The following is a 13,589-nucleotide window of genomic DNA, read 5'->3' on the forward strand; positions in this document are numbered from 1 at the left end:
CCACTCTCCTGTGCAGCGGCAGGAGTCTTAGCCAGATTTTACGCTGCCGGAAAGCAAGCTTGCCAGTACGGCAAGCCCTTCGACCGGTTCGCGGCGATCCTGCCGGATAATCGTTGCCTGCAGCGACAGGACCGAAAAGCCGTTGGCGTCCAGAACCCGCTCTACATAGCTTTGCGAATGCGCATAGCGGCGCGACGGCTGCAAGGCGAAATCGCCGCTGCCAGATAGGTCGCCGCCGGAGAGCGTCTCGACGGAGAACGCAAACAGACCGCCGCCGGCAAGCATTCCGGCAATCTTGGTCACCACCTTGTCGAGTGCGCCGAGATAGATGAACACATCTGCCGCCGTCACCAGATCGGCTTTCGGGCCTGAATAGCAAAAATCCTGCAGGTCCGTCTTGACGAGCAGATCGTAGACGCCTTTGGCGCGCGCCTGCCTCAGCATGCCGGCCGAGATGTCGTAACCCTCCAGCCGATCGGCGATCGGCCGCAGTCTCTGGCCCATGAGGCCGGTGCCGCAGCCGAGATCGAGCACCAGCGAAAACCGGCCCGGCCGTGCTGCCCGGATGGCTCGGTCGAGACATTCGGGCAGACGATAGCCTAGCCTGTCGACCAGCTCACCCTCGAAGCTTCCGGCATAGTGGTCGTACAGCGTCTCGACAAAGGCGCTGGGCGGCGCCTGGGCGGCCGCTGCCTTGCCGATCAATTGCAGCTTGAGCACCGCGCCGAGCCTGTCCGCCGGGTCCAGCCGCAGTGCCGTCGTCCAGGCCTGCGCGGCGAGATCGGGCGCGCCCGCCGCCTCCTGCATCTCACCGAGGCGGAACCAGCCGGCCGGCCATTGCGGCGCCAGTTCGAGCGCGCCGAGCAGCAATTCCGACGCTGCCGCATGATCGCCGGACGCATGGAGCATTTCGGCATAGTCGGCGCGGCGGTCGGCGGTCGGATCGCCGGACGAAGTCTGGAGCGGTTTCATGGCGATCAGGTTCCGCCGGTGTTTTGCGGCCGGCCTGCGCTCTATGCTGGAGTCAGCAGTGACTTACAACAGGCTTCCCGCGCCGGAATTAGCGCCTATCTTGGGGCCATGCGCGCCAGCGACCTGCTTCATCCCCGGCCGGAAGGGCTGTATTGCCCGCCCGGCGATTTCTTCATCGACCCGGTGCGGCCGGTCAACCGGGCGCTGATCACACATGGCCATTCCGACCATGCCCGCTCCGGCCACCGCTCGGTGATGGCGACGCAGCAGACGCTCGACATCATGGGGCTGCGCTACGGCGAAGATTTTGCCGGAACGACGCAAGCCGCCGTGCTCGGCGAGACGATCACGCTCGACGGCGTCACCGTCAGCTTTCACCCGGCTGGCCATGTGCTGGGCTCGGCGCAGATCAAGGTCGCGCATCAGGGCACATGCATCGTCGCGTCCGGCGACTATAAGCGCCAGAAGGACGCGACCTGCGAGCCGTTCGAGCCACTCAAATGCGACGTCTTCATCACCGAGGCGACGTTCGGCCTGCCGGTGTTCCGCCATCCGCCCGATAGCGAAGAGATCGCCCGGTTGCTGAAATCGACCGAGCAGTTTCCCGAACGCACGCATCTGGTCGGCGCCTATGCGCTTGGCAAGGCGCAGCGCGTCATGCGCCTGCTGCGCGATGCCGGCTACGAAAAGCCGATCTACATCCATGGCGCGCTGGCCAAGCTCAGCGAGTATTTCCAGAGCCAGGACATCGATCTCGGCACACTGGAACCGGCGACCGTCGAGAGCGGCGCGAAAAGCGACTTTGCCGGCGCCATCGTCGTCGGCCCGCCATCCGCGTTCGCCGATCGCTGGGCGCGGCGTTTTCCCGATCCGATGTCGTGCTTCGCCTCAGGTTGGATGCGCATCCGCCAGCGCGCCAAACAGGGCGGCGTCGAGCTGCCGCTGATCATCTCCGATCACTCCGACTGGGACGAGCTGACAGCGACGATCAAGGAGACCGGCGCCGAGGAAATCTGGGTGACGCATGGCCGCGAGGAGGCGCTGGTGCGCTGGTGCGAACTCGAAGGCATCGCCGCCAGGCCGCTGCATCTGGTTGGCTATGAGGACGAGGGCGATTGATGGTGGAAATCGCCGGTATGGCGTTCTGTCGCGCCCCCCTCTGGCCTGCCGGCCATCTCCCCCACGAGGGGGGAGATCGGCAGCTTTGGCGCCGCGCTCGTTCCCTCAACGCTGGAGATTGGCGAAACCAGTGGCGACATCCAATCTCCCCCCTCGTGGGGGAGATGTCCGGCAGGACAGAGGGGGGCGCGAAGGATCGCAAGCTTCCCCCCTTGGCGCTCCTCCCATGAACCGCTTCGCCGAGCTTCTCGACCGGCTGGTGCTGACGCCGTCGCGCAACGGCAAGCTGACGCTTTTGACCGATTATTTCCGCAGCGTCGAGGATCCTGACCGCGGGCTGGCGCTGGCGGCCATCACCGGCGATCTGTCCATCGCCGCGGTCAAGCCGGCGATGCTGCGCACGCTGGTCGTCGAGCGCATGGATCCGGTGCTGTTCGGCTATTCCTACGACTATGTCGGCGACCTGGCCGAGACCGTGTCGCTGGTCTGGCCGCAAGCGCCGGTCGACATTGCGAACCACGAGCCGACGCTGGCCGAAGTGGTGGCGAAGCTGCAGGCGGCGAGCCGTTCGGACGGGCCTCAGGTGCTGGCCCGGCTGCTCGACAGCGCCAGCACTTCGGCGCGCTTTGCCATCATAAAGCTGGTCACCGGCGGCCTGCGCATCGGCGTCTCGGCGCGGCTGGCCAAGCAGGCGCTCGCTGATTTCGGCAGGGTCGAAATCGCCGAAATCGAGGAACTCTGGCACGGCCTGACGCCGCCCTATATCGCGCTGTTCGCCTGGCTGGAGGGTAAAGCGGAAAAACCCAGGAAGACGGCGCTGGCGCTGTTCAGGCCGGTGATGCTGTCGAATGCCGTCGGTGACGGCGACCTCGAAAAGCTCGACCCGGCCGACTACGCGGCCGAATGGAAATGGGACGGCATCCGCGTCCAGGCGGTTTGCGAAGGCGGCATTCGCCGGCTCTATTCGCGCACCGGTGACGATGTCTCCGGCGCCTTTCCCGATCTTGCTGAGGCGATGGATTTTTCCGGCGCCCTCGACGGCGAGCTTTTGGTCGGAGACCCCAGGCAGGCGACGGGCACGTTCTCGGACCTGCAGCAGCGGCTGAACCGCAAGAGCGTGTCACCCAAGATCCAGCAGCAATACCCGGCCTTCATGCGCTGCTACGATGCGCTGCAGATCGGCGACGAGGATGTGCGCGGACTTCCCTTCCGCGAACGGCGCGGCCGGCTCGAGGCCTTTGTGAGGACACTCGATCCGAGCCGCTTCGATCTGTCGCCGCTGGTCGAATTCACCAACTGGCAGGCGCTGGAGGAATTGCGCCGCAAGCCGCTGCATCCGGTCATCGAAGGCGTCATGCTGAAGCGCTGGGATTCGCCTTATGTGGCCGGGCGGCCGAAGGGCCCCTGGTTCAAATGGAAGCGCGATCCGCACACGGTCGACGCCGTACTGATGTATGCCCAGCGCGGCCACGGCAAGCGCTCGAGCTTCTATTCCGATTATACATTCGGCGTCTGGTCCGGGCCGGAAGGATCGGAAGAGCTGGTGCCGGTGGGAAAAGCCTATTTCGGCTTCACCGACGAAGAGCTGAGGCAGATCGACAAATATGTCCGCGACAACACGATCGAGCGCTTTGGCCCGGTGCGCTCAGTGCGTGCCGACCGCAGACAAGGCCTCGTACTGGAGGTGGCATTCGAAGGGCTCAACCGCTCGACGCGGCACAAATCGGGCGTCGCCATGCGCTTCCCCCGCATTTCACGACTGCGCTGGGACAAGCCGGCAGCCGAAGCCGACCGCATCGAGACGCTGCAGGCGCTGCTGGACAGTTAATGCATGTCGCGCAAAAGTGTGCAGCGGTTTTGCGGTAACGACATGCATCAAAACAAGAACCTGAAGCGCGTCGCATGAGGCCGGTCGAACGCGACGCGCTTCTAGGGAACGACTGAAACGCGGATCTCGTAGATGTCGACCGACTTGCCCTGCTTGTCGAAGTCGGAATTGATGGCGATGGTGCCGGCAGCGCCCGGACGCTTGTCGGGAAGGCGCACGTCGAACAGATATTCATTGCGCTCGCGACCGACCGCATAGCGCTTGCGGCCACAGTCGCCGAGTTCGCCGAAATTGCAGTCGACGGAAATCTGCGTCTCCTGCCCCTCCTCGGAGCGTGCGATGATGTCGAATGTGGCATGCTTGCCGGCGATCCTCTCCAGCACGCCTTGCCCGACGTCGAAGCTGATGGCCGAGCCGGATGCGCCCGAGCGGATGCGCAGGAAGGAACCGCTTTCGTCCTGGACAACGTCGGCCTTGGCGTCCGACGGCGCATTGACCTGCGTCGGGTCGCCCGGCGAAAACACGTTGATCCAGTCGCGCGCCTGGTCCTCCTCGCCCTGCTTTGGCGGCGAAGCGGTGTCATCCGGCGTGAAATCGTCGCCGTCGACCGTTGGCGGCACTTCCGGCGGCGCCGTGTCGAGTTCGGTTGCCGATTTGAAGACGCCGGTCTGGTTGGCGAAATAAAGGCCGATGCCGGCGGCTGCGAGCAGCGTCACACCGAGGAAGATCGCGGTCAAAGGCAGGCGCCGCCGCCTCGCCCGCCGGTCGTCGCGGTCGGGCGTCACTTCCGCATCGTCGGTTTCGACGTCGGCTTCGGTCGGAGCCGAGGCCCCCATGTCGATCACCGGCACTTCGGCAACAGGTGCATCGGGCATGATGTCGGGGACGACCGGCAGGACGCGCGACCGAGGCGCATCGGATTCGGGCGGCTGCGCCGGACCGTCAACGACGACATCGGGCGACGGCACGGGCTCGGCTTCGGTTTCGGTTTCAGCTGGAGGCTCCACCGCCGGTGCTGTCTCCAAACTGTCGGTCGGCGCGGCGACGTCGGGAACCGCCGGCAGGAATTCCGATTCGATTTCGGTGATCTTGGCCTGGACCGCCTTGCGGCGCTTGATGGCGACCTCCACGGTGACGTTTGGATTGGCCTGCAGGGCACGGTCGAGTGCCGCGAAAGCCGATCGATAGACCCGCTCGCGAAACGCCCGGTCGTCGGCATTGCCTTTCTCGAAGGCATTGCGGATCGCTTTTTCGATCGCGTCCAAGCAAATTCCCTCTGCAATTTCACTCACATTGTCATGATCGTTAGCCGCAGGCGACCAATCAATCAACAAGCGAGCGGCCGCATTCTGCCTTGCCGAGGGGTGCAAAGCTCATTTCGGCGGTTTTCGGTAAAGGAATCAACATTTTTCGCTGCTTTTCCGGTCACGGCGGCAACGTGGCGGTCGGGGCGGCCGTGCGAAACGGCGTCGCACGGCCTATGGCGGATCGGCGCGGCTGCTGCCCTTGCGCCCGGCCCGGGACCGATACGATTTGCCAAGCCTCGTCCTTGAATTCGCGGCTGCCATCTTGAATTCAACGCTACCATCTTGAATTAAACGCTGGTTGCGTCTATCACCCAGCCCATCCTGGAAGCTCGGCTTCCCGGGCCGCTTTAGCTCAGTTGGTAGAGCACATCATTCGTAATGATGGGGTCGCGTGTTCGAGTCACGCAAGCGGCACCAAACGACCTATCCCGCGCGCCTCCTTCAACCAGCGCTCAGCCGAGTGGAAAGGCCGACGCCGCCGAGACGAGCGCGAGCATTGCCAGCACGACCCCCGCCGCCCGGCAGATGACCCGATGATGCCGCATCGCGGCAGCGCGCACGACCGGACGCGAAAGGGCGACGGCCAGAAATCCGTACCAGCCTATGTCGATGATGGCGACGATGGCCGCGACCATCAGCATCTCGTTCGAATTCCGGATCGGCAGCATCAGCCCCATGAAGGCGACGGCAAAGAAAGTGGCGGTTTCAGGCGAGAGAATGCTGATGAGAAACCCGCCGGCAAACAATCCGGCCTGCCGTCTCTGAGGCTCGTCGCCGGCGGCCGGCGGCGCCGTTCTGGCGATGCGCAGGGCCATCCAGCCAAGGACCGCCGCACCGGCGATCTTGACCGCCGGCACCGACAGCGACCCGGAAAGATGAACGGCGCCAAACGCCACCAGGACCGCCAGCACGGCGGTTCCGGCGCCGATCCCGGCCACGAGCGGAATCGTCCTGCCAAAGCCGTGCAGGGAGGCAAGGCTGCCGGTCGCGAGCCCGATCGGGCCTGGCGTGATCATGATCACCGTATATGCCGCCAGGAATTGCAGCATGGCCGTCGACAGTAGAAGCGAATTTGACATTGCAGCCTCCCGTTTGTTGCGTCGATCACAGAGCGGCGAGGAATTCCGTCGCGCCCCAGCCGCCGGACGCCGGCGGCGGTTCCCCGCACCGCCGCCGTTGCCCGCCTTCGCCCCCGGATCGTGAAGGCGTCGTGGTGTTGGGAGGTCCATCCACGCTGCGAGCAGAAGCCTACGCGGAGCGGCGGGCATGCAAATCGGTACCGCCACCCATTTTTAGGCGGTCGATTTCCCAGTTTTCGCGGAAATTTCGCGGCGGGAACTACCCAGAGCCTGTTCCATCCCGACAGAATCGGCTGGAATCATGGTCCCGTCTGGTGCGGTTCCAACGGATGGGTGCCGGTCAGGAGCCACGGCTCGCCGCGCAGCCGCAGGAGGATTTCCATGCGGTTTGCGGCGTTGAGCTTGCCGAGCAGCGAGGAGACGTGATGCTCGATCGTGCGGGGCGAGCGCGACAAATGTCGCGCGACTTCCTTGTTGCTGATGCCCTGGGCGATCAGGGCGAGCACCTGCTGCTCGTGCTGTGTCAGGCCGAGTGGATGGCGACGGGCCGCCGCATAGGGTCCGCGCTGCACCTTCGGCAGCAGGCCTGACAGGCCCTGACGCTGCGCGAGCTTGCGCGCCAGCGCTGCGGCCGCGGGCGCGTCGATCTCGTCCAGCATCGCCACGGCGCGAGCGAGCGCCGTTCCGGCATCCGCCCCACGAACCTGCATGAGGGCAAGTGCTGCCTCGTAGGGCAGCGAGAAACGCGTCCACTCCGCCGCGGCGGCCTGCGGGTCGCCGACAAGCTCGGCGGACCAGGGCGACGGTATGGGCGCCGATAGCGCCGGCAGCGATCCGGGCATTCCGCATCGACGCCACCAGACCGACAATTCGCCAAGGTCCCTGGGGCGGAAATTGTCGAGGTTCATGGCCGCCAGCTCGGTAAGCTGCGCGTGGCCGGCGCCGATATCCTCGGCAAGCCAGGCCGCCTCCGTCAGCGCCAGGCGAACCGGGACGATACGCTGCGGCTCGCCGGTCGTCTGCCCCTCCGCAAGGGCCCGCTGCAAAAGGTCGACGCCGTCGGTCTCGCCCAGCCTTACGCGGACCGTGCCAAGCACGGTGAGCGCCGGCAAGTGCATCACCATCGGCAGGCGCTCCACATTCATGACGCCCTGAGCGATGGTTGCGGCCTCGCGAAACCGACCCTGTTCCATGCAAAGCTGCGCCTGCCGGCCGAGCAGGTATTGCGCCGCCGAATCGAGGTCGTGCCTGGTGCAGAATGCGATGCCTTCGGCCAGCAGCCGCTCCGCCAGCTCGAAGTCCTTGGCCACCACCGCGCATTCCGCAAAGTTCGTATAGGCCCGCGCCGCATGGTCGTGGAGCCCGTGCTCGAGCGCCAGGGCAAGGCTTTCCTCCAGCCGCTCACGGCCGCCAGGGCAGTCGGCGAACATGAGCGCGGTGCCGACATTGTTGAGGGCGTGAACGCGCGTCTCGACCTCACCCAGCCGATCGGCCAGGCTGATCGCGCGCTCGCCCCATTCGATCGCCTCGTCGAAACGATAGTGCAGCATATGGAGCTGCGAGCGTGTGCTGTAGGCCATTGCCACTTCGGGACCCGGCGGCAGGCCTTCCACTTCATGCACGGCCTGGTCGGCATACTCTTCCGCCTGCGGGCCTTCGCCGCGCCGCCAGTGCAGCCGCGACAGCCAGCGCAAATTGAGCCCTATCTTGTCGACCCGGTCCAGCTGCCGCCAGATGGCGATGGCGCGATGCCGGGCCTCGATGATGGCATCATAGACAAGCAGTGCCAGGCCGGCCTCGTAGGCCCAGTCCTCGTGCAACTGCGCGGCCAGTTCCGGCGGGGCTTGGTCGACATATCTGAGTGCGGTCGCCAGATGCGAGGCCGCCTCCCGGTGCGCGCCCAGGCGGGCGGCCTGCCGGGCGGCGAGCGGCGCGAGTTCGAGCACGCGTTCGCCATTGTCGGCGCCACCGGCGTGATGGACGCGGCGCGAAAGCAGAGCGCTTGCCTGCGACGCCGGAACTTCCGAGAGTGCCGCTTCGACCTTGGAATGAAGCAAACGTTGCAGAGAGGGGGAGAGCCGGTCGAGCGTCGCTTCCCTGGCAAGCTCGTGGCGAAATGTCAGCGCGCCCTGATCGTCCCGCCGCAGCAATCCACGGTCGACGCATCGATCCACGAGCGCTTCGGTCTCGTCCCCGAGAAGGGCCCGGATCAGCCACGGCTCAACGCTGCCCGGCATGATGCTCATGACCTCCAGCACGTCGCGCTCTCCAGGCGTCAGGCGCGACAGGCGGGACCACACCGCGTCGCGTATGGAATCGGGCACGCGCGCCGATTCGGTCTCGCTGCTGGACAGGAGCTCGGTAACGAAGAAGGGATTGCCCTCAGTAATGCGGTAAAGCCCGTCGGCGGAACGGCCGGCCTGTTCGGCCAGCATCGTAACCGCCTGGGGAGACAGCGGTTTAAGCGTCACGCGGCGTACGGAGGCGGCGGGAAGATCGCCGAGCACGTGGGTCAGCGGGTGATCGGCGTTCAAGTCCTCTCTGCGCATGCTGAGCACCAGCATGGTGCGGAGCAGGGAGACGCGGCGACCGAGATATCTTACGAGGTCGAGCGTCGCATTATCCGCCCAATGCATGTCCTCGAAGATGAGCACGGTCGTGCCCTTGGCGCGCTGCAGCGCGTTCAGCAATGCCGGGAAAAGCCGCTCCGGGGCTGCGGTCTCCTCAAGCAGCGCTGCCACGCGCGGGTCGAGCAAGTGCGCCATGTCCTGGAGAGGGCCCAATGGACGCGGCGTGAAGAGCGCCTCGCACCAGCCCCACAGCACCCGGCAGTCCCGGTCGGCGTTTTCCGCGAATTCGCGCAGCAGAGAGGTCTTGCCTAGGCCCGCCTCGCCATGCACCAGCACGGTCCCGCCATGTCCGGCAGCAGCTCTCTCGGCCGCGGCCAACAAAGCTCCAAGTGGGTCCTCTCGCTCAAGCAGCATCAAACCCGCGCCTCCAGAACATTGAAGGTACAACAGTAGGCAATGAGTGCAACACGCTCATTTCACATGACCTCACATGACCGCGGCGATTTGGCAAATCACCCCTGGGAAGCGGGCGTTATTTTGTCCCGGAGCCGATATGTTTGCTGCTGCCATAGGCATGAAGACTACAAAACAGGCAGACAACCAAGGCGGCGACAAGACCTAGCGAAGCGGGCTGGATAGCCTCACTTCCGTGATGATAGCGTGAAAGAAACGCGTTCCATCGATCCAGCCCAAAGCCTATCTCATCGTCGGCCGTTCCGGCCTGACGTTCAACAGGGGGTGAAAATCATGGAAGAGGAAGACGATGTCCTAAGCGACCTGAGCTATGTCGCCGAAAATTTCGATGATGTGGCAAAGGAAACGATCGTCCTGGTGCTGGAGGCTGCGATCGCCGAGATCATTGGCCTCAGAATTGCCCTGCAGACTGCCGCGTCGAAGGCGACACGGGCAACAGACTGAGTTGCAGCCGGGGTTGAACGAGCGCCTCAACTCGGCGAGGTGTCACCCAGCGACGCCACGGTTTTCAGCGCGCCGTCAAGCATGTCGCCCTTCTCGTCCTTCAGCGCGGCTTCGCGCAGGCGTCTGATCCAGTCGGCGGCGTCCGGGCGGCCCTTGACCACGTCGAGCGCCGACAGCACGCGGTCGAACTTCGACTGCGCGCGGGCATGGGTATCGCTGTAGCCTTTGATCAGCCGGCGGCAGTTGAGGATCTCCGTGCCAAGCGCGTAGTCCTGGCCGACTTGGCCGAGCGCCAGCGCATACCAGCGCTCGAGATGGGCGGTCTCGACCTTGTGGCGCAGCAGGCGGCGGCGCCAGCGGCGCAGGCCGCCGATGAACCACAATGCGGCAAAGCCGGCAAAACTGTCGGTGCGGACGTGGCGGCCGCGATTGATGCGGCGGTCGAGAAAGGCGGCGAGCCTCGGCCGGCTTTCGATATAGCTGCCGAGCCCGGCCGGCAGCGTGCCGCAGAATTCCTCGATGCGCGGATGGAAGTATTCGGTCACCTGCAGGACCGAGCCGTCCTTGACGCCGACCTCGCGGCGTACGCGTCGGTCGCGGCTCGAGCGCGTCTTCAGGTCGGCGACGCGGATCATGTCGTCGTAGCACATCGCATTGGCCAGATGCTTGGCGGCGGCGATCGACAGCGCGTAGTCATGTTCGGCATTGTCCAGGACGACGGCCCGGTCTAGCCGGTCGAGATACTCGCCGCCATAGTCGATGTCCTGATAGTCGACAACCTTTTTCAGACCGCGCATCGCCATGTCGCGGACAGGAGCCGGCAAAGCATCGACCCGGGCGGCCAGGTGCTGCCAGCCTCCCAAGAGACTTTGCGGGCCGCTGACTTTTGTCGCCGCGCCCGAGCCAGTTTCAGCGGCTGCCGGCTGTGCCGTCTTATCGCCCGAAGGCGCACTCGCGATGCCGCGCGCCCGATCGTAGGAGGCACCGAAGGCGGCGAGGCTGGCCTTCACACCGCGGCCGCCGGCACTGACCGCCTGCTCGTAGCTCTCGCGTGTGAACGGCAAGGCATCGGAGCCGGCCAGCGCGCCGAGCAGGCTCGCCGAGATCACCGAGCCGTTGTCGGCGGCGATCTTCTCCATGTCGAAGGCGATGAAGCGCTTGGCCGCGGCTTCCGCCGTGGCATGCACCTTGGCGGACGAGGCGCGGCCGTCGCCAGGCTCGATCTTTTCCGAGACAGCTGCGATGCGGTGCGACGAGGCGATCAGTGTCGTGCGCTCCGGCGTGACGAAGCCGCGGATGATGGCGCGGCCGGCCTCCATCAGTTCGGCGGCGATCAATATATCGACGTCGCCCTGCGACGGCGACAGCGCGAAGACCGGCAGCCGGCCGCTGTCGCGGCACATCTCGACGTAATAGATGGTGGCGCCGGTGCGCTGGGCGACGCCGGCGACCGAGGTCGATTGCGCGACATAGCCGTTGCGCTCGGCGACGTCGGTGATCCAGTCGGCCAGCACGCCGCCGCCCTGGCCGCCGACCGCCAGCACGGCAAGCTTGATGACGCGCTCGTCGTCCGGCGCGCCGGCCTTGGAACGGGCTGATGGGACAGCGTCAAGCATCGGCGAATGTCAGGCGCCGGCTTTCACGGCGCCGCTGCAAGAGGCCGATCATGGCGCGGCGCGCCGCTTCCAGGAAACGGTCCCGGCGGCTCGGATTGTGCACCACGTCGGCGCGGTAAAAGGACGGGCAGAGCACCGCCGCGTCGGCAACCTCGCCGCAATTGCCACAGCCGACGCAGCTCTCGTCGATATGCGCCACCGGATCGTCGCGCAGCGGGTCGTCCAGCGACTTCACCGATAGCGACGGGCAGCCGGAAAGCCGCATGCAGGCATGGTCGCCAGTGCAGATATCCTCGTCGACGCCGAATTTCGGCTTGACCATCCGCTTACCGCCCTTGATCGCCTTGTCGACCAAAGGCTTTTCGCGGCGCTGCCGGTTGAGCATGCATTCGGACGAGGCGACGATGACTTTTGGGCCCTTCTCGTCCGTCGTCAGCGCTTCGCGCAGCGCGTCTTGCATCTTGGTTACGTCGTAGGTGCGGTCGATGTGGCGCAGCCATTTGACGCCCATCCCCTTCACCGCCTCGGTGATCGGATGCTTGGTTGACTTCGTCTTGTTGCCGGCGCGGGACGACAGGATGTCCTGCCCTCCGGTCGCGGCCGAATAGAAATTGTCGACGATGACGATGACGCCGTCGTTCTTGTTGAACACCGCATTGCCGATCGATGAGGTCAGGCCGTTGTGCCAGAAGCCGCCATCGCCGACGAAGGAGATCGAGCGGCGCCTGGCATCGGGCGAATTGAACGCCGAGGCCGAGGCCGGCCCCAATCCGTAGCCCATGGTGGTGGCGCCGAGCTCGAAGGGCGGCATGATCGAAAACAGATGACAGCCAATGTCGGAGGCGATGTGGTGCTTGCCCAACTCCTGTTCGACCAGCTTGGTCGCTGCGAAGATCGGCCGCTCCGGGCAGCCGACGCAGAAGCCGGGCGGGCGGCCCGGGACGACGTTGATCAGGTCGGCGGTGTCGAGCCCGTCGCCGATCTTGTTCGGCGCGCGGACCTCGCTTGGCAGCAGATGCGGGATGGTGGCGCGCAGGAATGATCCGATGCCGTCGAGCATCACCTGGCCGGTGTATTCGCCGGCCATCGGCAGATGTTCCTTGCCGACGAGCTTGGTGCCGCGCCCGGCCTTGTGCAGCATCGCGGCAAAGGCCTGTTCGATGTAGTTGGGCTGGCCTTCCTCGACGACGAGGACGGCGTCCTTGCCTTCGCAGAAGGACAGGAACTCGTCATCGACCAGCGGGTAGACGGCGTTCAGCACATAGAGCGGCACGTCGGTGTCGCCATAGGTGTCGGCGAGGCCGAGCCGCTGCAGCGCCCGGATGACGGAATTGTACATGCCGCCCTGCATGACGATGCCGACCGCGCCGTGCTCCGGGCCGAAGAACTCGTTGATCTTGTTGTCGCGGATGAAATCCACCGCCGCCGGCCAGCGTTTCTGCACCTTTTCCTTCTCGTGCAGGAAGGACGCGGGCGGCAGCACGATGCGGCCGGTGTCGCGGCGCGGCGCCTCGAGCGCATCGGCGACCGTCATCGCCGGGCGCTTGTTATCCTTGGCGATGAAATGGCCGTGCACATGGCAGCAGCGGATGCGCACCTGCAGCATGACCGGCGTGTTGGAAACCTCGGACAGCTCGAAGCCGTCCTCTACCGCCTTGACGATCGACGGCAGGTTCGGTCGCGGGTCGAGCAGCCAGACCTGGCTTTTCATGGCGAAGGCGTGGCTGCGCTCCTGCATGATCGACGATCCTTCGCCGTAATCCTCGCCGACGATGATCAGCGCACCGCCGGTGACGCCGCCGGACGCCAGGTTGGCCAGCGCGTCGGAGGCGACATTGGTGCCGACCGTCGACTTGAAGGTCGCCGCACCGCGGATCGGATAGTGCACCGATGCCGCCAGCATGGCGGTAGCGGTGGCTTCGGAGGCGCTTGCCTCGAAATGCACGCCAAGCTCGCCGAGGATATCCTGCGCATCGGCCAGCACGTCCATCAAATGGCTGATCGGCGCGCCCTGATAGCCGCCGACATAACCGACGCCGCATTGCAGCAGCGCCTTGGTGATGGCCAGAATGCCCTCGCCGGAAAACTCCTCGCCGGCGCCGAGTCTGAGCTTTTCGACTTCCTTGGCAAAAGACCGTTCGGCCATTTTGGGCTCCTTCCGTTGCCGCCAGGAATCTGGC

9 protein-coding genes and 1 tRNA gene are annotated in these 13,589 nt (G+C 65.4%); 4 read left to right on the forward strand and 6 right to left on the reverse strand.

The window, feature by feature from the left end:
* Positions 1-27: 27 nt before the first annotated feature.
* The gene (locus NKI01_RS12945; RefSeq protein WP_352483267.1) at positions 28-972 is read right to left on the reverse strand and encodes a class I SAM-dependent methyltransferase; all 945 of its coding nucleotides are present in this window, start codon (positions 970-972) and stop codon (positions 28-30) included.
* A gap of 108 nt (positions 973-1,080) precedes the next feature.
* On the opposite strand from NKI01_RS12945, the gene NKI01_RS12950 reads away from it, so the two are divergent.
* Together NKI01_RS12950 and NKI01_RS12955 are read left to right on the forward strand one after the other, a co-directional pair.
* Complete coding sequence (locus NKI01_RS12950) at positions 1,081-2,091, forward strand: ligase-associated DNA damage response exonuclease (RefSeq protein ID WP_352857398.1); 1,011 nt, start codon at positions 1,081-1,083, stop codon at positions 2,089-2,091.
* 226 nt (positions 2,092-2,317) lie between these two features.
* Positions 2,318-3,919, forward strand: a complete 1,602-nt coding sequence (locus NKI01_RS12955) for a cisplatin damage response ATP-dependent DNA ligase (RefSeq protein ID WP_352548794.1) — start codon at positions 2,318-2,320, stop codon at positions 3,917-3,919.
* Positions 3,920-4,020: 101 nt separating this feature from the next.
* Here NKI01_RS12955 and NKI01_RS12960 read toward each other — a convergent pair whose 3' ends face one another.
* Positions 4,021-5,184, reverse strand: coding sequence for a hypothetical protein (locus NKI01_RS12960; RefSeq protein WP_352815786.1), 1,164 nt, complete (start codon positions 5,182-5,184; stop codon positions 4,021-4,023).
* Between the two features lie 383 nt (positions 5,185-5,567).
* On the opposite strand from NKI01_RS12960, the gene NKI01_RS12965 reads away from it, so the two are divergent.
* Positions 5,568-5,643, forward strand: a tRNA-Thr gene (locus NKI01_RS12965).
* Positions 5,644-5,678: 35 nt separating this feature from the next.
* Here NKI01_RS12965 and NKI01_RS12970 read toward each other — a convergent pair.
* Positions 5,679-6,305, reverse strand: a complete 627-nt coding sequence (locus NKI01_RS12970) for a LysE family translocator (protein ID WP_352963368.1) — start codon at positions 6,303-6,305, stop codon at positions 5,679-5,681.
* A 299-nt stretch (positions 6,306-6,604) separates the two neighbouring features.
* On the reverse strand, positions 6,605-9,289 hold the full coding sequence (locus tag NKI01_RS12975) for an ATP-binding protein (protein ID WP_352963371.1): 2,685 nt from the start codon (positions 9,287-9,289) through the stop codon (positions 6,605-6,607).
* Positions 9,290-9,535: 246 nt separating this feature from the next.
* On the opposite strand from NKI01_RS12975, the gene NKI01_RS12980 reads away from it, so the two are divergent.
* Positions 9,536-9,793 carry a hypothetical protein gene (locus tag NKI01_RS12980; RefSeq protein ID WP_352963374.1) on the forward strand — a complete coding sequence of 86 codons (258 nt, stop codon included), beginning with the start codon at positions 9,536-9,538 and terminating at the stop codon, positions 9,791-9,793.
* 26 nt (positions 9,794-9,819) lie between these two features.
* Here NKI01_RS12980 and NKI01_RS12985 read toward each other — a convergent pair whose 3' ends face one another.
* A complete protein-coding gene (locus tag NKI01_RS12985; RefSeq protein WP_352483274.1) occupies positions 9,820-11,409 on the reverse strand; it encodes an indolepyruvate oxidoreductase subunit beta family protein in 1,590 nt (529 codons plus the stop codon).
* Positions 11,402-13,555, reverse strand: coding sequence for a thiamine pyrophosphate-dependent enzyme (locus tag NKI01_RS12990; protein ID WP_352483275.1), 2,154 nt, complete (start codon positions 13,553-13,555; stop codon positions 11,402-11,404). The genes NKI01_RS12985 and NKI01_RS12990 overlap by 8 nt, the downstream gene beginning before the upstream one ends.
* Positions 13,556-13,589: the final 34 nt, after the last annotated feature.

The organism is Mesorhizobium sp. M0815, assembly GCF_040319995.1.
Lineage (GTDB): Bacteria > Pseudomonadota > Alphaproteobacteria > Rhizobiales > Rhizobiaceae > Mesorhizobium.